This window comes from Streptomyces antimicrobicus (genome assembly GCF_020532625.1).
GTDB lineage: Bacteria > Actinomycetota > Actinomycetes > Streptomycetales > Streptomycetaceae > Streptomyces > Streptomyces antimicrobicus.
The window spans coordinates 1-20,666 of record NZ_JAJAUY010000106.1 but is presented as its reverse complement, the minus strand read 5'-3'; the positions used below and the strand labels follow the sequence as shown (position 1 = coordinate 20,666).

At 72.7% G+C, this 20,666-nt stretch carries 20 protein-coding genes; 5 read left to right on the top strand and 15 right to left on the bottom strand.

Annotated features, from left to right (window positions below; genetic code table 11):
- Positions 1–247, bottom strand: a 247-nt coding sequence (locus LG632_RS22380) for a carboxyl transferase domain-containing protein (RefSeq protein WP_308108923.1), incomplete at its 3' end; no start/stop codon positions are given.
- Positions 248–495: 248 nt separating this feature from the next.
- Between LG632_RS22380 and LG632_RS22375 the strand changes: the two genes are divergently transcribed.
- The gene (locus LG632_RS22375) at positions 496–1,113 is read left to right on the top strand and encodes a YceI family protein (RefSeq protein ID WP_226729213.1); all 618 of its coding nucleotides are present in this window, start codon (positions 496–498) and stop codon (positions 1,111–1,113) included.
- Between the two features lie 30 nt (positions 1,114–1,143).
- Here the strand turns inward: LG632_RS22375 and LG632_RS22370 are convergent, their stop codons facing one another.
- The 6 genes from LG632_RS22370 to ureA form a co-directional block, all read right to left on the bottom strand.
- On the bottom strand, positions 1,144–2,487 hold the full coding sequence (locus tag LG632_RS22370; RefSeq protein WP_226729212.1) for a hypothetical protein: 1,344 nt from the start codon (positions 2,485–2,487) through the stop codon (positions 1,144–1,146).
- Between the two features lie 71 nt (positions 2,488–2,558).
- Positions 2,559–4,190 (bottom strand): citramalate synthase, encoded by a 1,632-nt coding sequence (cimA, locus tag LG632_RS22365; RefSeq protein WP_226729211.1) that lies wholly within the window; start codon positions 4,188–4,190, stop codon positions 2,559–2,561.
- Positions 4,191–4,473: 283 nt separating this feature from the next.
- On the bottom strand, positions 4,474–5,079 hold the full coding sequence (locus tag LG632_RS22360; RefSeq protein ID WP_226729210.1) for a TetR/AcrR family transcriptional regulator: 606 nt from the start codon (positions 5,077–5,079) through the stop codon (positions 4,474–4,476).
- Positions 5,080–5,109: 30 nt separating this feature from the next.
- Positions 5,110–6,156, bottom strand: a complete 1,047-nt coding sequence (locus tag LG632_RS22355) for an agmatine deiminase family protein (RefSeq protein WP_226729209.1) — start codon at positions 6,154–6,156, stop codon at positions 5,110–5,112.
- 19 nt (positions 6,157–6,175) lie between these two features.
- Positions 6,176–7,909, bottom strand: coding sequence for an urease subunit alpha (locus LG632_RS22350; RefSeq protein WP_226729208.1), 1,734 nt, complete (start codon positions 7,907–7,909; stop codon positions 6,176–6,178).
- Positions 7,906–8,601, bottom strand: coding sequence for an urease subunit gamma (gene ureA / locus LG632_RS22345; RefSeq protein ID WP_226729214.1), 696 nt, complete (start codon positions 8,599–8,601; stop codon positions 7,906–7,908). Before ureA ends, LG632_RS22350 begins: the two co-directional genes overlap by 4 nt.
- A 154-nt stretch (positions 8,602–8,755) precedes the next feature.
- Between ureA and LG632_RS22340 the strand changes: the two genes are divergently transcribed.
- Positions 8,756–10,195, top strand: a complete 1,440-nt coding sequence (locus tag LG632_RS22340; protein ID WP_226729207.1) for a cytosine permease — start codon at positions 8,756–8,758, stop codon at positions 10,193–10,195.
- A 93-nt stretch (positions 10,196–10,288) separates the two neighbouring features.
- Here LG632_RS22340 and LG632_RS22335 read toward each other — a convergent pair whose 3' ends face one another.
- The 4 genes from LG632_RS22335 to LG632_RS22320 all read right to left on the bottom strand — a co-directional run bounded on the left by LG632_RS22335 (position 10,289) and on the right by LG632_RS22320 (position 14,011).
- A complete protein-coding gene (locus LG632_RS22335; RefSeq protein WP_226729206.1) occupies positions 10,289–11,374 on the bottom strand; it encodes a branched-chain amino acid aminotransferase in 1,086 nt (361 codons plus the stop codon).
- 228 nt (positions 11,375–11,602) lie between these two features.
- On the bottom strand, positions 11,603–12,643 hold the full coding sequence (locus tag LG632_RS22330) for a 3-isopropylmalate dehydrogenase (RefSeq protein WP_226729205.1): 1,041 nt from the start codon (positions 12,641–12,643) through the stop codon (positions 11,603–11,605).
- 87 nt (positions 12,644–12,730) lie between these two features.
- The gene (locus tag LG632_RS22325) at positions 12,731–12,868 is read right to left on the bottom strand and encodes a hypothetical protein (protein WP_226729204.1); all 138 of its coding nucleotides are present in this window, start codon (positions 12,866–12,868) and stop codon (positions 12,731–12,733) included.
- A gap of 249 nt (positions 12,869–13,117) precedes the next feature.
- On the bottom strand, positions 13,118–14,011 hold the full coding sequence (locus tag LG632_RS22320) for a LysR family transcriptional regulator (RefSeq protein WP_226729203.1): 894 nt from the start codon (positions 14,009–14,011) through the stop codon (positions 13,118–13,120).
- A gap of 101 nt (positions 14,012–14,112) precedes the next feature.
- Between LG632_RS22320 and LG632_RS22315 the strand changes: the two genes are divergently transcribed.
- Complete coding sequence (locus LG632_RS22315) at positions 14,113–15,123, top strand: NADP-dependent oxidoreductase (protein ID WP_226729202.1); 1,011 nt, start codon at positions 14,113–14,115, stop codon at positions 15,121–15,123.
- A 38-nt stretch (positions 15,124–15,161) separates the two neighbouring features.
- On the opposite strand, the gene LG632_RS22310 is transcribed toward LG632_RS22315, so the two are convergent.
- Complete coding sequence (locus LG632_RS22310; protein WP_226729201.1) at positions 15,162–15,707, bottom strand: GNAT family N-acetyltransferase; 546 nt, start codon at positions 15,705–15,707, stop codon at positions 15,162–15,164.
- 76 nt (positions 15,708–15,783) lie between these two features.
- Between LG632_RS22310 and LG632_RS22305 the strand changes: the two genes are divergently transcribed.
- Positions 15,784–16,485: a nitroreductase family protein gene (locus LG632_RS22305; RefSeq protein WP_226729200.1), complete on the top strand. Its 702-nt coding sequence runs from the start codon at positions 15,784–15,786 to the stop codon at positions 16,483–16,485.
- On the opposite strand, the gene LG632_RS22300 is transcribed toward LG632_RS22305, so the two are convergent.
- The 3 genes from LG632_RS22300 to LG632_RS22290 form a co-directional block, all read right to left on the bottom strand.
- Positions 16,482–16,946 carry a MarR family winged helix-turn-helix transcriptional regulator gene (locus tag LG632_RS22300; protein ID WP_226729199.1) on the bottom strand — a complete coding sequence of 155 codons (465 nt, stop codon included), beginning with the start codon at positions 16,944–16,946 and terminating at the stop codon, positions 16,482–16,484. The genes LG632_RS22305 and LG632_RS22300 overlap by 4 nt on opposite strands.
- A gap of 79 nt (positions 16,947–17,025) precedes the next feature.
- Positions 17,026–18,657, bottom strand: coding sequence for an L-glutamate gamma-semialdehyde dehydrogenase (gene pruA / locus LG632_RS22295; protein ID WP_226729198.1), 1,632 nt, complete (start codon positions 18,655–18,657; stop codon positions 17,026–17,028).
- Positions 18,658–18,677: 20 nt separating this feature from the next.
- On the bottom strand, positions 18,678–19,604 hold the full coding sequence (locus tag LG632_RS22290; protein ID WP_226729197.1) for a proline dehydrogenase family protein: 927 nt from the start codon (positions 19,602–19,604) through the stop codon (positions 18,678–18,680).
- Between the two features lie 197 nt (positions 19,605–19,801).
- On the opposite strand from LG632_RS22290, the gene LG632_RS22285 reads away from it, so the two are divergent.
- On the top strand, positions 19,802–20,666 hold an 865-nt coding region (locus LG632_RS22285; protein WP_226729196.1), incomplete at its 3' end, for a PucR family transcriptional regulator.

The following is a 20,666-nucleotide window of genomic DNA, read 5'->3' as shown; positions in this document are numbered from 1 at the left end:
AGGGCTTCTTCGCCTCCAGCCCGAAGCCCGAGGCCCGGTGCCGGCGCAGCTGCTCGACCTCCCGGAAGGAACCCTCGTCCAGCAGGAGCGCGATCCGCTCCCGCGCGGTGAGCTTGCCCTTGGCGTGCTGCGCCTCGGTCGCCCGGTCACTCGGCCCGCGCCGCGCCTGCTCGCGAAGAGAGTGCAGCTCGGCCACGCGCCCGCGGGCGTCCGTCGGCTCGCTCGGAGTCTGGTCCACAACGGTCATGTACCGACCTTACGAAGCGGACCAAGAAAAACCCTCCGTTGATACCGCACAGTCTCGAACCCGATCCGCTGTCCGGCCCGGACAGTAGGCCAGAGGGACGCATGGACATCACCAGTACGGACCACGGTCCTTTGTGGGGTCCCTACAGAACAGCCCGACACCGAGCCAGGATGTTGAAATTTGAACCATTGCGGCGTACTGTCGAAGTCGTTGAAGGTTCAACCAATCCTCTCCCCCAGGAGCTCGTCATGGGTCTCTTCACCCGCCGCACCCCGTCCAGCACCGCCGTCGCCACGGCCCCCGCCCCCGTGGCGGTGGACCCGGCCCTCGCCGCCCTCACCGGTGAGTACGTGATCGACCCCAGCCACAGCAGCATCGGCTTCACCGTCCGCCACGCCATGGTGACCAACGTCCGCGGCAGCTTCGGCCGCCACGAGGGCCGGCTGCACCTCGACGGCGGCGACCCGGCGCGGTCCACCGCCAGCATCGACGTGGAGATCGGCTCCGTCAGCACCGGCATCGCCGACCGTGACGCCCACCTGCTGAGCAGCGACTTCTTCGACGCCGAGCTGTTCCCGCTGATGACCTTCCGGTCGACCACGGCCGAGGCGCTCGGCGGCGACCGCTACCGGGTCACCGGCGACCTCACCATCAAGGACGTCACCCGCCCGCTCGCCATCGACCTGGAGTTCACCGGCTCGGCCACCGACGTCTACGGCAACGAGCGCGTGGGCTTCGAGGGCGGCGCCGAGATCCTGCGCAGCGACTGGGGCCTGACGTGGAACGCCGCGCTGGAGGCCGGCGGGGTCATGGTCAGCGACAAGGTGAAGCTGACCTTCGACATCTCCGCCGTCAAGCAGGGCTGACGCACGGCCGACCAGCCGGCCCGGGGGCGGTCAGAAGCCGCCCCCGCCGTCGAACCCGCCCCCGCCGTCGAAGCCGCCGCCTCCGCCGAAGCCGCCCCCGCCGAAGTCGGAGGCGTCGAAGTCCGCCCCCGAGAAGTCGCCGCCCTCGAAGCCGCCGCCGGCGCCGCTCCAGTCGGAGGCGTACGCCGGGCTCGACATCATCGAGCCGAGCAGGGTGCCCACCAGCAGGCCGGGCAGGATGCCGCCGCCGAAGTAGCCGCCGGCCCAGGGGCCGTACGCCGGGCCCGCGTCGTAGTACGGGCGCGGTCCGCGGTCGGTGTCGACCGTGCGGACCAGCGGGTCGTGGCCCTCGCGCAGGCGTACGGCGTCCGCGGCGCAGACCGGCACCGTGCGCGCGGCCCCGCCGGCCGGCGCCCAGGTGGCGTCCTCGGTGCTCGGGCCGTGCCGGGGGTCGAAGAAGCAGGGCGCCCGGCGTTCGGGCAGCGGCCTGCCCTCCCGCCGCGCCGCCAGGACCGCGAGCGCGAAGCGGCCGTCCTCCAGGGCCTGCGTGACCGCCCTGACCTCCTCCGGGTGCCGGACGGTACCCATGATCTGCTTGGCCTGGTCGTACGAGTCCAGGGCTCGCGCGTAGTCCGCGCGCATGGCGTCGTCGGCGCCGGGCTCACCGGGGTGGAAGTCCAGCCGTTCGAGCTCCTCGCCGAAGGCGGTGATGTCCTCGTCCACGACCACGCGCAGCTTCTCGACGGCCTCCTGCTCGGCGGCCTCCTTCTTCCTGCGGTTGCCGCGGACCAGCGCGTACGCCCCGCCGCCGCCGATCACGGCCAGGGCGCCGAGCGTCACCAAACCGCCGACCGGGACCCCGCTGTCCGCGGCGGAACCGCCCCAGGACGCCGGGGCGCCGCCCTTGACCTGTGCGAGCGCCTGGTCGACGAAGTTGTTCAGCTGGGTCGCCGCGTCGACGGGACCGCCTGCCTCCACCGCGTCGGTGAGGTTGCGGACGGCGTTGCGCGGCATGACGCTCCGGTCGGCCCCCGCGTCGAAGCCGTCGCCGAGCCGGATGGCGTAGAGGCCGGTGATGCCGGTCTCGGTCCGGATGGTGCGCAGCACGCTGTCGGGCGGGAACTCCGGGCTGTTGGGCAGCACCGCCACGAACACCGGTTTCCCGGCGTCCTCGATCTTCTTCGCCAGCGCGTCCGCCTGCTCCTGGGACAGCTGCGCCGCGGCGCGCGGGTCGACGTGGACGGGCCCCTGCTTGAGCGCCTCCGCGACGGCGGCCGGGCCGGTGGCGGCGGACGCCTGCGGGGCGGCCGCGAGCGTGGCCGCCGACAGCGCCAGCAGCAGACCGGACAGTACGGATATCAGCCTGGTCCTCATGTCTACGACGCTACCGGAACCAGCCCTTAGCTGTGTGAAGAGGACATAAGGGACACGATCGGCCGATCGCGTTACTCCGCCGGGGTCACGCCCGCGTGCAGCAGCCCGTACGTGTAGGCGTCGACGAGGGCCTGCCAGGACGCGGCGATCACGTTCGGGGCGACCCCGACCGTGTTCCACTCGCGCTCGCCGTCGGTGGTGCTGATCAGTACGCGGGTCGTGGACTCGGTGCCGTGCTTGCCCTCCAGGATGCGGACCTTGTAGTCGACCAGCTCGAACTTGGCCAGCTGCGGGTAGAACCGCTCCAGCGCCACCCGCAGCGCCCGGTCCAACGCGTTGACCGGGCCGTTGCCCTCGGCCGTGGCCACGATCCGCTCGCCCTTGGCCCACAGCTTGACGGTGGCCTCGTTGGCGTGGGTGCCGTCGGGCCGGTCCTCGGCGATGGCCCGCCAGGACTCGGTACGGAAGTAGCGGCGGGCCCGCCCCTCCACCTCGGCGCGCAGCAGCAGCTCGAACGAGGCGTCCGCGGCCTCGTACGTGTAACCGGCCAGCTCGCGCTCCTTGACCCGCTCGACCACCCGGGCCACCAGCGCCCGGTCGCCGCCGAGGTCGACGCCGAGCTCCTTGCCCTTGAGCTCGATCGAGGCGCGCCCGGCCATGTCCGAGACCAGCATCCGCATGGTGTTGCCGACCCGCTCGGGATCGATGTGCTGGTAGAGGTCCGGATCGACCTTGATCGCCGAGGCGTGCAGGCCCGCCTTGTGCGCGAAGGCGGAGACGCCGACGTAGGGCTGGTGGGTGGAGGGGGTGAGGTTGACGACCTCGGCGATGGCGTGGGAGATCCGGGTCATCTCCGCCAGCGCCCCCTCGGGGAGCACCTTGCGGCCGTACTTGATCTCCAGGGCGGCGACCACGGGGAAGAGGTTGGCGTTGCCCACCCGCTCGCCGTAGCCGTTGGCGGTGCACTGCACGTGGGTGGCGCCGGCGTCCACGGCGGCCAGGGTGTTGGCCACCGCGCAGCCGGTGTCGTCCTGGGCGTGGATGCCCAGGCGCGCCCCGGTGTCGGCGAGGACGGTGGCGACGACGGCCGCGATCTGGGCGGGCAGCATGCCGCCGTTGGTGTCGCAGAGGATCACCACGTCGGCGCCGGCCTCGTGGGCGGTGCGCACGACGGCCTTGGCGTAGTCGGCGTCGGCCCGGTAGCCGTCGAAGAAGTGCTCGCAGTCCACGAACACCCGCCGGCCCTGTGCGCGCAGGTAGGAGACGGTGTCGCGGACCATCTCCAGGTTCTCGTCCAAGGTGGTGCGCAGCGCCAGCTCGACGTGCCGGTCGTGGGACTTGGCCACCAGGGTGATCACGGGGGCGCCCGACTCCAGCAGGGCCCGCACCTGCGGGTCCTCGGCGGCCTTGCCGCCGGCCCGGCGGGTCGCGCCGAAGGCGACCAGCTGGGCGTGCTTGAAGTGGATCTCCTTGCGGGCCCGGGCGAAGAACTCGGTGTCGCGGGGGTTCGCCCCCGGCCAGCCGCCCTCGATGAAGCCCACACCGAAGTCGTCCAGGTGGCGCGCGATGGTCAGCTTGTCCGCGACCGTGAGGTTGATGCCCTCACGCTGGGCCCCGTCGCGCAGCGTCGTGTCGAACACGTGGAAGCCGTCGTCGAGTCCGGCGGCCGGCGAAGGGGCCTGTGTCGGCGCTGCTGGCGTCATGATGATCTGAACTCCTGTCGGATGAGTGGCTCCGGGTGCCCGGGATCCACCTGCCCCCATCATCGCGCGCCGCCGCCGCCCGGCAGGTCGTGGCCGGGAAACGAAAAGACCCCTCGCGGGTGCGAGAGGTCTGCGCGCGGGTCTGGGGCACGGTGGCCGCCGCCGCGAAGTTCTTCCACGGTGTCAGCGGCCACTGCGGACCGGCGCGCTGCTGGCCATAATCATGGTCTGAGCAAGCACGGTCGCAGTGTGTCACACCTTGCCAAGCCGCGTGGGACCTGTCTCACGATGCGAGCGCCTCGTCCAGGAACTCCATCGCGTGCGCCAGGATGTCCGCCCGCTCGATCCCGGGCAGTCCCACGGCCAGCTGGATGCTGAAGCCGTCGAGCAGCGCCCGGGTGCGCGCGGCGAACCGGTCGGCGTCCACCGGCCGGAACTCCCCCCGCGAGACGCCTTCGGCGAGCAGTGCGACGAGGTCGCGGTGCCAGGCGCCCTCGATGGCGGCCTGGCGGTCCCGCTCCTCGGGCCCGGCGTTCTGCGACCGGTTCCAGACCTCCAGCCACAGCGTCCAGTGCGGGTCCCGGGCGACCTCGGGCACGTACAGGTCGACGTAGGCCCGCAGCCGCTCGCGGACCGGGCCGCGGCGGGCGAGCAGGGCCCTGCGCTCGTCGCCGAGCGCGGCCTCGCTCCACTCCAGGGTCTGCAGCAGGAGCTCGTCCTTGCTGCGGAAGTAGTAGAGGAGGTGGCCGCTGCTCATGCCGACCTGGCGGCCGAGACCGGCCATGGTCAGGCCGTCCAGACCGCGCTCGGCGATCGTGGCCATGGCGGCGGCGAGTACGTCCTCGCGCGGCGGCGCATTCTTCCGCGCGCGCACTCCACCCGCCACCATGGGCCACTCCTCACGATCCGGCCGGGTCCGTCAGACCTTCGGCTGCTGCTGGGTGATGCAGTGGATGCCGCCACCCCCGGCGAAAATCGTACGTGCGTCGACCAGGGTCACGGTGCGGTCGGGGAAGAGACCGCGGAAGATCTCGGCCGCCTCCTCGTCGCGCGGGTCGTCGAAGGAGCACAGCACGACGCCGTCGTTGCACAGGTAGTGGTTGATGTAGGAGTAGTCGACCCACTCGCCGTCCTCCTCCAGCACCGTCGGCGCCGGGATCTCCACCACCTCCAGCCGGCGGCCCCGGGCGTCGGTGGCCGCGCGCAGGATGGCGGCGATGGTCTTGCAGCGCTCGTGGTCCGGGTGGGCCGGATCGGGCTGGGTGTGCACCATCACCACGCCGGGGCGGGCAAAGGCGGCCACGATGTCCACGTGGCCCTGGGTGCCGTAGGTGCCGTAGTCGCCGGCCAGGCCGTACGGCAGCCAGATCGCCTTGGTGGTGCCGAGGTGGGCGTGGATCTCGGCCTCGACCTGCTGGCGGGTCCAGCCGGGGTTGCGGCCCTCGCCGAGCTGCACGGTGTCGGTGAGCAGCACGGTGCCCTCGCCGTCCACGTGGATGGCGCCGCCCTCGTTGACCAGCGAGGTGGAGTACGTACGGGTGCCCACCAGGTCCGAGACGTGCCGGGCGACCTTGGAGTCGTGCTCCCAGCGCGCCCAGTCCTGCGCGCCCCAGCCGTTGAAGGTCCAGTCGACGGCGGCGAGCTCGCCGCGGGCGTTGGTCACGAACGTCGGGCCGATGTCGCGCATCCAGGCGTCGTCCAGCTCCCGCTCGACCAGCTCGATCGGGTGCCGGTCGCCGGCGCCGACCACGGCGCGGGCGCCGTCGGCGTCACCGGGCGGCACCACCAGGGTGACCGGCTCGTACGCGCTGACGGCGCGGGCGACCGCGCCCCACGCCCGGCGGGCCTCGGCGAGCTCCTCGTCGTCGGTGAAGGTCGGGTTGGGGCTCGGCCAGGCCATCCAGGTGCGCTCGTGGGGCGCCCACTCCGGGGGCATGCGGAATCCGGCGTCGACGGGCTTGTTCATGGCAGGTGGTCCTTGGTCTCTACAGGAAGTACAGGCGGTTGAGGGCGACGGAGTCGGCGGCTTCGGAGCGCAGCGGGTCCCCGTCGAGGGTGACCAGCCCGCTGCGCGCGTCGACGTCGACCGCGCCCACCCGGGAGTTGAGGAGCATGTCCTTGGGCCCGATGCCCCGGGTGCCGCGGACGGCGACCCGGCGCCGGCGGGTGGGCACGGCGTCGGTGCCGAGGGCCGCGGCGGCGGCCGAGACGAAGGCGACGGAGATGTCCGCGGCCGTGGCGCCGTAGGAGCCGAACTGGGGGCCGAGCACGAGCGGTTCGCAGGTGTCGGTGGCGGCGTTGGGGTCGCCGGTGACGCCGTACGCCGGGAAGCCGGACTTCAGCACGAGCTGGGGCTTGGCGCCGAAGAACTGCGGGCGCCACAGCACGATGTCGGCGAGCTTGCCGACCTCGATGGAGCCGATCTCGTGGGCCAGGCCGTGGGCGATGGCGGGGTTGATCGTCAGCTTGGCGATGTAGCGCAGCACGCGGGCGTTGTCGTCGCCCTCGCCGTCGCCCTCCAGCGGGCCGAGCTCGGCCTTCATCTTGGCCGCCATGGCGAACGTACGGCGGACGGTCTCGCCGGCGCGGCCCATGCCCTGGGCGTCGGAGGAGGTGATGCCGATCGCGCCCAGGTCGTGCAGGACGTCCTCGGCCCCCATGGTCCCGGCGCGGATGCGGTCGCGGGCCATGGCCGCGTCGCCGGGCAGGTCCGGCTTGAGGTCGTGGACGGAGACGATCATGCCGTAGTGCTCGGCGACCGCGTCCCGGCCGAAGGGCAGGGTGGGGTTGGTGGAGGAGCCGATGACGTTCGGCACGCCCGCCATCTTCAGCACGTTCGGGACGTGTCCGCCGCCGCAGCCCTCGATGTGGAAGGCGTGGATGGTGCGGCCTTCGAGGACGCGGAGGGTGTCCTCGACGGACAGGCACTCGTTGAGGCCGTCGCTGTGCAGGGCGACCTGGACGTCGTGCTCCTCGGCCACGCGCAGGGCGGTGTCCAGGGCCCGGGTGTGGGCGCCCATGTCCTCGTGGACCTTGAAGCCGCTGGCGCCGCCCTCGGCGAGGGCCTCCACCAGCGGGGCGGCGTCGGAGGAGGAGCCGCGGGCCAGGAAGCCGATGTTGACCGGCCAGGCGTCGAACGCGTTGAAGGCGTGCCCCAGGGCCCAGGGCGAGTTGACGCCGACGCCCCAGACCGGGCCGAACTCCTGGCCGATGACCGTGGTGACGCCCGCGGCGAGCGAGGCCTCCATGATCCGCGGCGAGAGCAGGTGGACATGGGTGTCGACGGCGCCGGCGGTGGCGATCAGGCCCTCACCGGGAACGATCGAGGTGCCGGTGCCGACCACGACGTCCACCCCGTCGAGGGTGTCGGGGTTGCCGGCCCGCCCGATGGCGTGGATCCGGCCCTCGCGGATGCCGATCGACACCTTGCGGATGCCGAGCACGGCGTCGATGACCAGCACGTTGCTGATGACGACGTCGCAGGTCTCGCGGACCGCGGCGGCCTTCAGGTGCAGCCCGTCCCGGGCGGTCTTGCCGAACCCGGCCAGGAACTCCTCGCCCGGCTTCTGCGCGTCGGACTCCACCCGGACGGTGAGCCCGGAGTCGCCCAGGCGCACCCGGTCGCCGGCCCGCGGGCCGAAGACGGAGGCGTACTCGTGGGGGTCGATGTGGCGGCTGCCGGGGGCGCAGTGGTCGCTGTGCTTGGTGGGCCTGCTCATCGCGTACCTTCCTCCACTCCCAGGTAGCCGCAGGCGCCGGCGCGGCGCAGGGCTTCTTCCTTGGCGCCGGGCGCGTCCAGCGGGCCGTCGACCAGACCGGCGAAACCGATGGCGATCCGGTCGCCGCCGATCGGCACGAGTCCCACCTCGGCCTCGCCGCCCGGGTCGAACCGGACGGAGGAGCCGGCGGGCACGCACAGCCGCATGCCGTAGGCCGCCGCCCGGTCGAAGTCGAGGCGCGGGTTGGCCTCGAAGAAGTGGAAGTGCGAGGTCACGCTGACCGGGACGGTCGCGGTGTTGCGCACGGTCAGGCGCAGCTCCGGCTCGGGCGCGGGGGTCTCGGGCCCGGGCACGACCGCGCCGGGCGCGTCGTCGCCGAGGCCCGCCGCGCCCTGGATGGGCGAGGAGACCACGGCGAGGCGGGAGCCGTCGTCGAAGACCGCCTCGACGTGCACCTCGGTCACCACGTCGGCGACACCGGGCAGGACGTCGTCCGGCCCCAGCACGGCGCGGGCCGCCTCGATGGCCTCGGCGAGCCGCTTGCCGTCCCGGGCGGCCTCGCAGACCGTGTCCGCGATCAGCGCGGTGGCCTCCGGGACGTTCAGCCTCAGGCCGCGGGCGCGGCGGGCGCGGGCCAGTTCCGCCGCTCCGAAGAGCAGCAGCCGGTCGCGCTCCGTAGGGGTCAGGCGCACGACGTCCACCTCCAAGCTCACGGGTTTAGAGCATCACTCTAACTCTTCACTTCGTGGCTGGAAACCATTGACCGAGAACCTGCGCCTGGTTCACATTGAGTGTCACTCAAAGAGCGCCGTCCCGCTGCCCCCGTCCCCTGCCTCGGGAGTCCCCATGCCGATAGAACAGCGCGGAGTCGACACGATCCCCGACGAGGAGCGCACCAGCGGTCCCCGCGACCTCGTGTCGATCCTGCTCGGCTCGAACCTCTGCCTCGGCGTCATCGTCTTCGGCTGGCTGCCCCCGTCCTTCGGGCTCGGGCTGTGGCCGTCCGTCACCGCCATCGTGGCGGGCACGCTGATCGGCATCGCGTTCACCGCGCCGCTCGCCCTCGTGTCGCTGCGCACCGCCACCAACCTCTCCACCTCCAGCGGCGCCCAGTTCGGCGTGCGCGGCCGGCTCGTCGGATCGGTGGTCGGCCTGCTGCTCGCGCTCGGCTACACCGCGCTCACGCTGTGGATCGGCGGCGACGTGATGGTCGGCGTGCTGTCCCGGCTCACCGGGCTGCCCGACACCGGTGCCTCGCGGGGCGCCATGTACGGGGCGCTGGCCGTCCTCACCGTGGTCGCCGCGGTGTTCGGCTACCGGCTGCTGCTGCGCATGAGCAAGCTGCTGTCCGTCGCCATGGTGGCCCTGCTGGCCGTGGGCCTGTTCGCGTACGCCGGGGACTTCACCACCGCCGCCCCGCCGGACACCCCGTACCTGCTCGGCTCCTTCTGGCCGACCTGGCTGCTCGCCGCCGTCGCCGCCGGGCTGAGCGGGCCCGTGGCCTTCATCACCCTGCTGGGCGACTACACCCGCTACATCTCCCCGCGCCGCCACAGCTCCCGCTCGGTCCTGTGGGCCACCTGTCTCGGCCTGCTCGCGGGCCTGCTCCTGCCGCAGCTCTTCGGCACCGTCACCGCGCTCGCCGCGCGGGCCGGCGAGGACTACGCGGGGCCGCTGGTGGCCGCCTCGCCCGGTTGGTACCTGGTTCCGCTGCTGGTCGCGGCCGGCGCCGGCTCGGTCGGCAACGCCGGGCTGATGCTCTACTCCATGGGCCTGGACCTGGACGCCATCGTGCCGCGGGCCACCCGGACCACGGCCACGCTGGTCGCCGCCGCGGTCGCCACCGGGTTCGTCTTCGTCGGATCCTTCGAGTGGGACGTGCAGTCCGCGATGACCTCGTTCGTCCTGCTGCTGACCGCGATCGGCACGCCGTGGGCCGTGGTCACCCTCGTCGGGTACGTCCGCTGCCGCGGCGTGTACGACGCCGACGCGCTCCAGGTCTTCAACCGCCGCTCGGTCGGCGGGGCCTACTGGTACCGGGCCGGCTGGAACGTCCGCGCCACCGCCTCCTGGGCGATCGGCGCGGGCGTCGGCCTGCTCGCCGTCGGCACGCCGCTGTACGAGGGCCCGCTGCTGGCCCTGACCGGCGGCGTGGACTGCTCCTTCGTCCTCTCCGGGCTCACCGGCGGCCTGGTGTACACCGCGCTGACCCTGGGCCGCGGCACGCCGCGGGTGGCGGCGGCCGGTGCGGAGCCGGAGCTGGAGCCGGAGCCCGCTTCCGCCTGAGCTCCTCGCCCGACGACGAGGCCCGCCCCCTTCTTGTCCGGAAGGGGGCGGGCCTCGTCGTCGCCGCGCGCGGGCGGGTGCGCCCGGGAGGGGTCAGCCGAGCGGGTGCATCCAGCCGTGGGTGTCGGCGGCCCGGCCGGTCTGGAGGTCCAGCAGCGCCTTGCGCAACTTCATGGTGACCTCGCCGGGCTGCCCGTCGCCCTGGATCCAGTTGGCGCGCTCGGACTTGACCGAGCCGACCGGGGTGATGACGGCGGCGGTGCCGCACGCGAACACCTCGGTGAGGGTGCCGTTCTCGTTGTCGCGCTGCCAGTCCTCGGTGGAGATACGTCCCTCCTCGGCCGTGTAGCCGAGGTCGCGGGCGATGGTGAGGAGGGAGTCACGGGTGATGCCGGGCAGCAGCGAGCCGGTGAGCTCGGGCGTGACGATGCGGTCCCCGTACACGAAGTACAGGTTCATGCCGCCCATCTCCTCGATCCAGCGGTGCTCGACGGCGTCCAGCCAGACCACCTGGTCGCAGCCGTGCTCGGCGGCCTGCGCCTGCGCGACCAGCGAGGCGGCGTAGTTGCCGCCGGTCTTGGCGGCGCCCGTGCCGCCCTTGACGGCGCGGACGTACTCCTCGGAGAGCCAGACCGAGACCGGCTTGACGCCGCCGGGGAAGTAGGCGCCGGCCGGGGAGGCGATCACCATGAACAGGAACTCGTTGGCCGGACGGACCCCGAGGCCGACCTCGGAGGCGAACATGAACGGCCGCAGGTACAGCGAGGCCTCGCCGGAGTCCGGCACCCACGCGCGGTCCTGCTCGATCAGCGCGTCGCAGGCGGCGATGAACAGCTCGGTGGGCAGCTCCGGCATGGCCATGCGCCGGGCGGAGGCCTGGAAGCGCTCGGCGTTGGCCTGCGGGCGGAAGGTGGCGACGGTGCCGTCGGGCTGCTTGTAGGCCTTGAGGCCCTCGAAGATCGTCTGCGCGTAGTGCAGCGTCATGTTCGCGGGGTCGATCGACAGCGGCGCGTACGGGACCAGCTCCGCGTCGTGCCAGCCACGGCCCTCGGTCCACTTGATCGTGACCATGTGGTCGGTGAAGTGGCGTCCGAATCCGGGGTTGGCCAGGATCGCCTCGCGCTCCGCGGCGGACAGCGGGTTCGAGGAGGGCTTGAGCTCGATCGTGGGCGTCGTCATGAGTGCTTGTCCTTCACCGGTTGTGTATGGCGGACCGCTCTCACGACGTACCAGGACGTCCGAGCTTCCCCGTAATCCGCGGCCTCGCGTTCGATTATCGCGCGCGGGGTGGTCACGGAGAAACAGGGAGGAGCGGCCCAGGGGAGATGGTGGCACCCGGGGCCGCACAGGGAAAGCCGCCGGGGCGTGGTGCTCGGCCCGGCGGCTTCCTGGGGTGGAGCTGCCGGGTCAGCCGGCTACTCGTGCGGCGAGGGCGTCGCCGATCTGGTCGGTGGAACGGAACGTACCGTCGCGCTCGGCCAGGTCCGCGGAGACCGCGTCCTCGATCCGGACGGCCTCGGCCTCGTGGCCGAGGTGGCGCAGCAGGAGGGCGACCGAGAGGATCGTCGCGGTCGGGTCGGCCTTGCCGGTGCCCGCGATGTCCGGGGCCGAGCCGTGGACGGGCTCGAACATGGACGGGAAGGCGCCGGTCGGGTTGATGTTCCCGGAGGCGGCCAGGCCGATGCCGCCGGTGACCGCGGCGGCCAGGTCGGTGAGGATGTCACCGAAGAGGTTGTCCGTGACGATGACGTCGAAGCGCTCGGGCTGCGTCACGAAGAAGATGGTCGCGGCGTCGACGTGCAGGTAGTCGGTGGTGACCTCGGGGTACTCCTGGCCGACCTTGTCGAAGATGTTCTTCCACATGTGGCCCGCGTACACGAGGACGTTGTTCTTGTGGACCAGCGTCAGCTTCTTGCGGGGGCGGGAGCTGGCCCGCTCGTAGGCGTCCCGGACCACGCGCTCGACCCCGTACGCGGTGTTGACGCTGACCTCGGTGGCGACCTCGGCGGGGGTGCCGGTGCGCAGCGAGCCGCCGTTGCCCGTGTACGGGCCCTCGGTGCCCTCGCGGACGACGACGAAGTCGATGTCGGGCCGGCCGGCCAGCGGGGTCGCGGTGTTCGGGAACAGCTTCGAGGGCCGCAGGTTGACGAAGTGGTCGAAGGCGAAGCGCAGCTTCAGCAGCAGCCCGCGCTCCAGGACGCCGGAGGGGACCGACGGGTCGCCGATGGCGCCGAGCAGGATCGCGTCGTGGTGCCGCAGCGCCTCCAGCTCCGCGTCCGGGAGGGTCTCCCCGGTGCGGTGCCAGCGCTGGGCGCCGAGGTCGTACTGCTTGGTCTCCAGCTTGACGTCCTGGGGCAGGACGGCGGTGAGGACCTTCAGGCCCTGGGCCACCACTTCCTGGCCGATGCCGTCGCCGGGGATCACTGCGAGGTTGATGCTGTGCGCCATGTCCGCACCGTACTCCTTGTCCCATCCCCTGACACGCCCCCGTCCACGATATGGACGGGGTGTGTCGGGAGCGTCCCGTCCGCCGGTTCAGTGGCCGGCGGCCCCGCCGTTGTCCCGGCGGTCCAGGGCGCGCTGCAGGGCAGCGGCGGCGTTGCGGCGGTCGGCGTCGGCGGAGGAGGAGTGGCGGACGCGACGGGCGGCGGGGGCGGAGGTGGTCGTGTGCATGGTGATCGACTCCTTGAGATCACGGCGTGGCGGGGCCACGGATGAGGGGTTCCTTCAAGGCGCCGTAGAGGGCGGGGAGCGGGCGCCGCAGGGGTTGCCTGCGCGGGGCGCGTGCTCTCGACCGCCGTTCGCCGGATCGGCGAGACTGTTCGGCTTCTACCAAGCTAGGGCAGCACGGGCTGTATGTCTGCGCAATTACTCGGACTTCCTAGTATCTGAGACGGCGATCACCCGCGGGGGTGCTCCCGGTCAGCGCGCCGCCCCGGGGCGCTGCCGCTCCCGGCCCGCCCTCAGCTCCCTGATCAGCGCCTGGACGGCCAGCGTCCCCGCCTGCTCCCGGGTGGTGACCCAGCCCACGGTGCGGGTCGGGCGCCCGGGGCCGAGGTCCGCGATCCGCACGCCGTCCGTTGCTCCGTCCAGGGACAGCGCGGGCATGATCGCCATGCCGAGGCCCCGCTCCACCATGGTCAGCACCATCCCGTCGTCCTCCGCCTTGACCGTGGCCCCGGGGATCCAGTCCTGGGCGGCCCACCACTGGCGGGTGTAGGAGCCGCAGTTCTCGTCCCAGTCCAGCAGCGGCAGCGCCCGCGGGTCGGGGTGCCCGGCCGGGTGCACCAGCGCGTACGGCTCCTCGACGAGCGCCCCGGACAGCAGCCCGGCCGGCAGGTCGGCCGCGCCGCCCAGGGTGGCGATGGCGAGGTCCGCCCGCCCCGCGGCGACCTCCCCGGCGGTTCCTGCCCCCAGCTCGCGCACCACCCGCACCTCGGGCCGCAGGCCCGGGTGCCGGGCGGTCAGCCGCTCCAGGGCCGGCGGCAGCAGGTGCAGGGCGGCGCTGCGGAAGGCCGCGATGCGCAGCCGGCCCTCGACCTCCCCGCGCCCGGCGCCGCGCGCCTCGGCGCCCAGCACCTCGTACAGCCGCAGGATCCGCCGGGCGTGGGCGACGGCGCGCTCGCCGGCCGGTGTGGGCCGGGCCCCGGTGCGGCCCCGCTCGAAGAGCACCGCGCCGACCTTGGCCTCGCTGCCGCGCACCGAGTGCGAGACGGCGGACTGCGTCAGGTCCAGCGCGGCGCCGGCGGCGGAGAAGGAACCGGCGTCGGCGACTGCGACCAGGACCCGGAGTTCCTGCGGGGCGAGCTCGGCCACGGGGGCTCCCACCTCGTTCTATGAGCGGTGTTCATGGATGTGCGGCTTCCATGAGGCCAACCCCCTGCCCGGCCCGCGGATTCCTTCCTAGCGTCGGGTCCATGAACGACATCGCCCGCGCCGTGCACCTGGTCTCCCGCCCCTCCGGCTTCCCCGTCCCCGCCGACTTCCGCTACGTCGAGCAGCCCGTCCCCTCCCCCGCACCCGGCACGGCCGTGGTGGAGAACCTGCTGCTGTCCGTGGACCCGTACCACCGCGGCATGATGGACGGCGGCCCCGACGGCTTCGCCCTGCACGCCCCGCTGGAGGGCCGCTCCGTGGGCCGGGTGATCGCCTCCCGCGACCCCGGACTCGCCGAGGGCGACCTCGTCTTCCACCGCGAGGGCTGGCGCACCCACGCCGTGGTCACCGCCGGGACCGCCGGGACCCGCAAGCTGCGCGACTGGAAGGGGGTCCCCCTGGAGGCGTACCTGAGCATCCTGGGCGGCACCGGCCTGACGGCGTACGCGGCCCTGACCCGCACGGCCCGGCTGCGGGAGGGCGAGGACCTGTTCGTCTCGGCGGCGGCGGGCGGGGTCGGCACCGCGACCGCGCACCTGGCCCGGCTGCTGGGCGCCCGGCGGATCGTCGGCAGCGCCGGCTCGGCGGCCAAGGTGCGCCACCTCACCGAACACCTGGGCCTGGACGCGGCGTTCGACTACCACGACGGGCCGGTGGCCGAGCAGCTGGCGGCGGCCGCCCCGGACGGCATCGACGTGTACGTGGACAACGTCGGCGGCGACCACCTGGAGGGCGCGATCGAGCACCTGCGGGAGTTCGGGCGGATCGCCTGGGTCGGCGGGATCTCGATGTACAACGGCGACCGGTCCCCGGCCGCGCCCCGCAACCTCTTCGAGGTCGTGCACAAGTCCCTGCGTCTGGAAGGCGTGTTGGTCCGGAACCACACCGATCTCCAGGACGAGCTGGAGGAGTTCCTCGTCCCGCACCTGCGCAGCGGCGCGGTCGGCGTGGACGCCACCGTCACCGACGGCTTCGAGCGGACCGTGGAGGCGTTCATCGGGATGCTGCACGGCGCCAACACCGGCAAGACGCTGGTGCGGCTCGGCAGGTGAACGATCCCCCTCCCCCGGCATCATCCGAAAGAGACGGCCTAGAGCACGTCGCCGTCGCGCCAGTCGAACAGCAGCCGTCCGGCGGGCTCCGGCCAGGACCTCCCGGGCGGCGTCCACAGGTAGATGGAGCCCTCCTCCTCGGGCAGCCGGACCGGGCCGTCGGGCGAGAGGGCGCCGACCGTTCCCTCCCAGACCCGCCAGCCGCGGCCGGCGTAGAGGGCGGCGCCCTCGTCGGACGCGGACAGGGCGCCGAGGACGTACGCCCGCCCGATCACCTCCTCCAGGGCGGCCATCACCGCCGCGCCCAGGCCCTGGCGGCGCCGGTCCGCACGGACCGCGACGGCCTCCACGTATCCGGTGCGCAGGGCCCGCCCCTGGTGCACGGCCCGCCGCTGCACCACGCTCCCGTGGGCCACCAGTTCGCCGTCCCGGTGGATCAGGGCGTGCATCCCACCGAGCCCGTGCTCGAAGTCCTCGTCGGAGAAGTCGCCGTCGAAGGCGGCGTCGAGCAGCGCGCGGATCTCCTTCAGCGTGCCGTCGCCCAGCTGGGCGGTGTGGGCCAGCCGTGTCCGTGTATCGGTCATGCGACCAGTGTGCCTCCGCCAGGATTAGGCCGGTGGGGGCCTGGCAGCGGGGGCGGCTGCGTCGCACACTCGCCCCATGTCGCCTACGACCCATCAGTGGACCCCCACGCACGGCGAGCCCTACCGGCCCGTCGCGTACCGCCCGGACCGCATGCCGAGCAGCGAATCCCTCGCCCGGGCCGCCGAGTTGCGCGTCCGGATGGACGAGCGGCGCACCGTGCGCCAGTTCTCCACCGACCCGGTCCCCGAGCAGATCGTCAAGGACGCCGTCGCGTGCGCGGCGACCGCGCCCTCCGGCGCCCACCAGCAGCCGTGGACGTTCGTCCTGGTCAAGGACCCCGAGGTGCGCCGGCAGATCCGGGCGGCGGCCGAGCAGGAGGAGGAGATCTCCTACGACGGCCGGCTCGGCGACGAGTGGCTGGCGGCGCTGCGCCCGCTGGGCACGGACGCGGTCAAGACGCACCTGACGGACGCGCCGCACCTGATCGTGGTCTTCCAGCAGCGGTACTGGCTGGGGCCGGACGGCAGCAAGCGCAAGCACTACTACGTCGACGAGTCGGTCGGGATCGCGGTCGGGATGCTGCTGACCGCCCTGCACCTGAGCGGGCTCGCGGCGCTCGTGCACACCCCGAGCCCGATGCGCTTCCTCTCGCACGTGCTGAACCGCCCGGAGAACGAGAAGGCCTTCGCGGTGATCCCGGTCGGCTACCCGGCCGACGACTGCGAGGTGCCGGACCTGGTCCGCAAGTCCCTCGACCAGGTGCTGGTCGAGGTCTAGGCGTCGGCGCCGGGCCCGGCGGCGTGCAGGCGGGCCAGCAGCCGCGTCAGCGTGCGCTGCTCGGCGGGGCTGAGCGGGGCCAGGAGTGCGGCGTTGGCCTCCTCGGCGAGCGCCGCGCAGCGCCGCAGCACCTTCGCTCCGGGCCGGGTGAGGGTGACGGCGTTCTTGCGCCGGTCACGCGGGTCGGGCGCGCGCAGGACCAGGCCCTCGCCCTCCAGGTGGTTGAGGATGCCCACCAGGTCCTTGGGGTCGATGGCGAGCAGCCGCCCGAGGTCGGCCTGGGCCACCGGCCCGTACTCGGCGACGGCGGCGAGCACCGCGTGGTGCGCCGGCCGCAGCCCCTCGGCGGCCAGCGCCCGCCCCACCTCGGTCCGGCCGCGGGCGGCGAGCCGGCCGAGGAGCCAGCTGGGCAGGGCCTGGAGGTCCACCAAGGGGCGCGGCCGGGGGGCGTGGCGGGTCATGGGCGCAGCCTATGGAAACCGCCCCCGCTCCGGGCTTGGGGGTACCGGAACGGGGGCGGGGTTCGCAGGGGGCCGGAGGTCAGCCCATGTGCGGGTAGGTGTAGTCGGTCGGCGGGACCAGGGTCTCCTTGATGGAGCGGGTCGAGACCCAGCGCAGCAGGTTGGACGCGGCGCCGGCCTTGTCGTTGGTGCCGGAGGCACGGCCGCCGCCGAAGGGCTGCTGGCCGACGACGGCGCCGGTCGACTTGTCGTTGATGTAGAAGTTGCCCGCGGCGAAGCGGAGCTTGTCCATCGTGTGGGCCACGGCGTAGCGGTCGCCCGCGATGACCGAGCCGGTCAGGGCGTAGGCCGAGACGGACTCCATCTGCTCCAGCATGGCGTCGTAGTCGGCGTCGTCGTAGACGTGGACCGCGAGGATCGGGCCGAAGTACTCGGTCGTGAAGACCTCGTTCTCCGGGTCGGTGCACTCGATGACGGTCGGGCGGACGAAGTAGCCCTCGGAGTCGTCGTAGGTGCCGCCGGCGACGATGGTGCAGGTCGGGTCGGCCTTGGCGCGGTCGATCGCGGCCTTGTTCTTGGCGAAGGAACGCTCGTCGATGACGGCGCCGATGAAGTTCGACAGGTCGGTGACCGGGCCCATGCTCAGGCCCTCGACCTCGGCGGCGAACTCCTCCTTGAAGCCGTCGTTCCACAGGGACGCCGGGATGTAGGCGCGCGAGGACGCCGAGCACTTCTGGCCCTGGAACTCGAAGGAGCCGCGGGTCAGCGCGGTCTTCAGGATCGCGCGGTCGGCGCTCGGGTGGGCGACGACGAAGTCCTTGCCGCCGGTCTCGCCGACCAGGCGCGGGTAGGACTTGTACTTCTCGATGTTGTTGCCGACCGTCTTCCACAGGTACTGGAAGGTCTTGGTCGAGCCGGTGAAGTGGATGCCCGCCAGCTCCGGGTGCTCCAGGGCGACCTCGGAGACGGCGATGCCGTCGCCGGTGACCAGGTTGATGACGCCCTTGGGCAGGCCGGCCTCCTCCAGCAGCTCCATGAGCAGCACGGCGGAGTGGGTCTGGGTCGGGGACGGCTTCCAGACCACCACGTTGCCCATCAGGGCGGGGGCGGTGGGCAGGTTGCCCGCGATGGCCGTGAAGTTGAACGGCGTGATCGCGTAGACGAAGCCCTCCAGCGGGCGGTGGTCGCTGCGGTTCCACACACCGGCGGAGTTGGCGACCGGCTGCTCGGCGAGGATCTGCCGGGCGAAGTGCACGTTGAAGCGCCAGAAGTCGACGAGCTCGCAAGGGGTGTCGATCTCGGCCTGCTGCGCGGTCTTGGACTGGCCCAGCATGGTGGAGGCCGCCAGCTTCTCGCGCCAGGGGCCGGCGAGCAGCTCGGCGGCGCGCAGGATGATCGCGGCGCGGTCGTCGAAGGACGTCGCGCGCCAGGCCGGGGCGGCGGCCAGGGCGGCGTCGATGGCGTCGCGGGCGTCGGCCTGGGTGGCGTTGGCGTAGGTGCCGAGGACCGACTTGTGGTCGTGCGGCTGGACGACGTCGAAGCGCTCGCCGCCACCCATGCGCTTCTCGCCGTTGATCGTCATCGGCAGGTCGATCGGGTTCTCGGCCAGCAGCTTGAGCTGGGCCTCCAGCCGGGCGCGCTCCGGGCTGCCGGGGGCGTACGTGTGGACCGGCTCGTTGACCGGAGCGGGGACCTGGGTCACAGCGTCCATGAGTCTGATAACTCCTTGACCTAGTTCTTGGTGATCATCGAGCGGACGAAGAAGAGGAGGTTGGCCGGCTTCTCCGCGAGGCGGCGCATGAAGTAGCCGTACCAGTCCGTCCCGTACGCGGTGTAGACGCGCATCCGGTGGCCTTCGGCGGCCAGCCGCAGGTGCTCCTCGCTGCGGATGCCGTAGAGCATCTGGAACTCGTACTCGTCCAGTTTGCGCCCGGCCTTGCGGGCGAGCTCCTGCGTGATGGCGATCAGGCGCGGGTCGTGGGACCCGATCATCGGGTAGCCCTCGCCGTCCATCAGGATCTTGAGGATGCGGACGTACGCCTTGTCGATCTCGGCCTTGTTCTGGTACGCGACCTCGGCCGGCTCCTTGTAGGCGCCCTTGACGATGCGGACGCGGCTGCCGGCGGCGGCCAGGCGGCGGGCGTCGGCCTCGGTGCGGAAGAGGTAGGCCTGGATCACGCAGCCGGTCTGCGGGAAGTCCTTCCGCAGCTCCTCGTGGATGGCGAACATCGAGTCGAGGGTGGTGTGGTCCTCGGCGTCCAGGGTGACGGTGGTGCCGATGGCGGCGGCGGCCTCGACCACCGGGCGGACGTTGGCGAGGGCCAGCTCGTGCCCGCCGGGGAGCGCCTGGCCGAACATCGACAGCTTGACGGACATCTCGGCCCGCTCGCCCAGACCCAGGTCCTTCAGGCGCTCGACCAGCTCCAGGTAGGCGTCCCGCGCGGCGTAGGACTGCTCCACCGTCGTGATGTCCTCGCCCACCACGTCGAGGGTGACCTCCAGGCCCTTGGCGGTGAGGTCCGAGACGATCGGGATGACCTGGTCGACCGTCTCACCGGGGATGAACCGGTTCACCACGGGCTTGGTCACCGGGGCGGCAGAGACGATTCGGCGCATCTTCTCGCTGCGCGAGGCGGCGAGGATCACGGGACCCAGCACGGGGCACCTCCAACGGGTGGCAGAAAGGCCGGACACCTTCGCCAGTGAAGGCGGTGGCCGTAAAAGGAACGCAAGTAGAACCACCGTGAAACCTAAGGATCTCCACGATCGTCTGCCATCGACAGCTGTCACGCATCCGTGTCCCCGATCTCATACAGATGTCTGACGGGTGGCGGCGGGGGTGGGAGAATGTCCGGGTGAAGGGCGATTACCAGGACCTGGTGGACGAGATCTCGGCGCTGCTGGGCGCCCCCGCGACGCTGGAGAACCGGGACTTCCGCCTCATCGCCTTCGGCGCGCACGACAGCGAGGACGACCTGGCCATGGACCCGGTCCGGACCCGCTCGATCCTGACGCGGCAGTCCACCCCCGCGGTCCGGTCCTGGTTCGAGGGCTTCGGGATCGCCCGCGCCACCGGGCCGGTGCGGATCCCGGCCGCGCCCGACGCGGGGGTCTTCCGGGGGCGGATCTGCCTTCCGGTGCGCTACCGCGGCATCGTCCAGGGCTACGTCTGGCTGCTGGACTCCGAGTCCGGTCCGGACGGCGGTGCCGGTCCGGACGCCGCCCAGTTGGACGCGGCCATGGAGGTCGCGGCGCGGATCGGGGTGCTGCTGGCCGAGGAGGCCAAGGCGGGTGCCGACCTCTCGCGGGAGTTCCGGGCCGTGCTGACGGCCGACCGGGGCTGGCAGCGGGACATGGCGGTCGCCGCGCTGCGGGCGGCCCTGGGGGCCGGGGCGGACGGGACGCACGCGCTGGTGTGCGTGGCGCCGTGGAGCGGCGACGCCCCGCCGTCGGTCCCCGGGGCGGCGGCCGTCTGCGTGGCCCCGACGGTCCGGGCGTCCGCCGAGGAACCGCCGGGCACGGTCGCGGGCCGGGGCGCGGGGGCGGCGCGGGAGGGTGCTGCCGCGGGGACGGGCACTGGCCCGGGCACCGGGTCCACCGCCGGCGCGGGATCCGGTTCCGGTCCCGGTTCCGGTTCCCGATCCGGGCAGGCCCTGGCCGTCCTGGTCCGGCTGCGTACGGCGGACGCCCTGACCCCTGCCGTGAACGCCGCCACCCGGC

Bases quoted from the DNA above. Each gene is read 5' to 3' on its own strand.
- LG632_RS22310 (WP_226729201.1), bottom strand. From the start codon at position 15,707: ATGACCGATACACGGACACGGCTGGCCCACACCGCCCAGCTGGGCGAC.
- cimA (WP_226729211.1), bottom strand. From the start codon at position 4,190: ATGACGCCAGCAGCGCCGACACAGGCCCCTTCGCCGGCCGCCGGACTC.
- LG632_RS22375 (WP_226729213.1), top strand. From the start codon at position 496: ATGGGTCTCTTCACCCGCCGCACCCCGTCCAGCACCGCCGTCGCCACG.
- LG632_RS22370 (WP_226729212.1), bottom strand. From the start codon at position 2,487: ATGAGGACCAGGCTGATATCCGTACTGTCCGGTCTGCTGCTGGCGCTG.
- LG632_RS22330 (WP_226729205.1), bottom strand. From the start codon at position 12,643: ATGGCGCACAGCATCAACCTCGCAGTGATCCCCGGCGACGGCATCGGC.
- LG632_RS22315 (WP_226729202.1), top strand. From the start codon at position 14,113: ATGAACGACATCGCCCGCGCCGTGCACCTGGTCTCCCGCCCCTCCGGC.
- LG632_RS22305 (WP_226729200.1), top strand. From the start codon at position 15,784: ATGTCGCCTACGACCCATCAGTGGACCCCCACGCACGGCGAGCCCTAC.
- LG632_RS22325 (WP_226729204.1), bottom strand. From the start codon at position 12,868: ATGCACACGACCACCTCCGCCCCCGCCGCCCGTCGCGTCCGCCACTCC.
- pruA (WP_226729198.1), bottom strand. From the start codon at position 18,657: ATGGACGCTGTGACCCAGGTCCCCGCTCCGGTCAACGAGCCGGTCCAC.
- LG632_RS22335 (WP_226729206.1), bottom strand. From the start codon at position 11,374: ATGACGACGCCCACGATCGAGCTCAAGCCCTCCTCGAACCCGCTGTCC.
- LG632_RS22355 (WP_226729209.1), bottom strand. From the start codon at position 6,156: ATGAACAAGCCCGTCGACGCCGGATTCCGCATGCCCCCGGAGTGGGCG.
- LG632_RS22350 (WP_226729208.1), bottom strand. From the start codon at position 7,909: ATGAGCAGGCCCACCAAGCACAGCGACCACTGCGCCCCCGGCAGCCGC.
- LG632_RS22300 (WP_226729199.1), bottom strand. From the start codon at position 16,946: ATGACCCGCCACGCCCCCCGGCCGCGCCCCTTGGTGGACCTCCAGGCC.
- LG632_RS22360 (WP_226729210.1), bottom strand. From the start codon at position 5,079: ATGGTGGCGGGTGGAGTGCGCGCGCGGAAGAATGCGCCGCCGCGCGAG.
- LG632_RS22340 (WP_226729207.1), top strand. From the start codon at position 8,756: ATGCCGATAGAACAGCGCGGAGTCGACACGATCCCCGACGAGGAGCGC.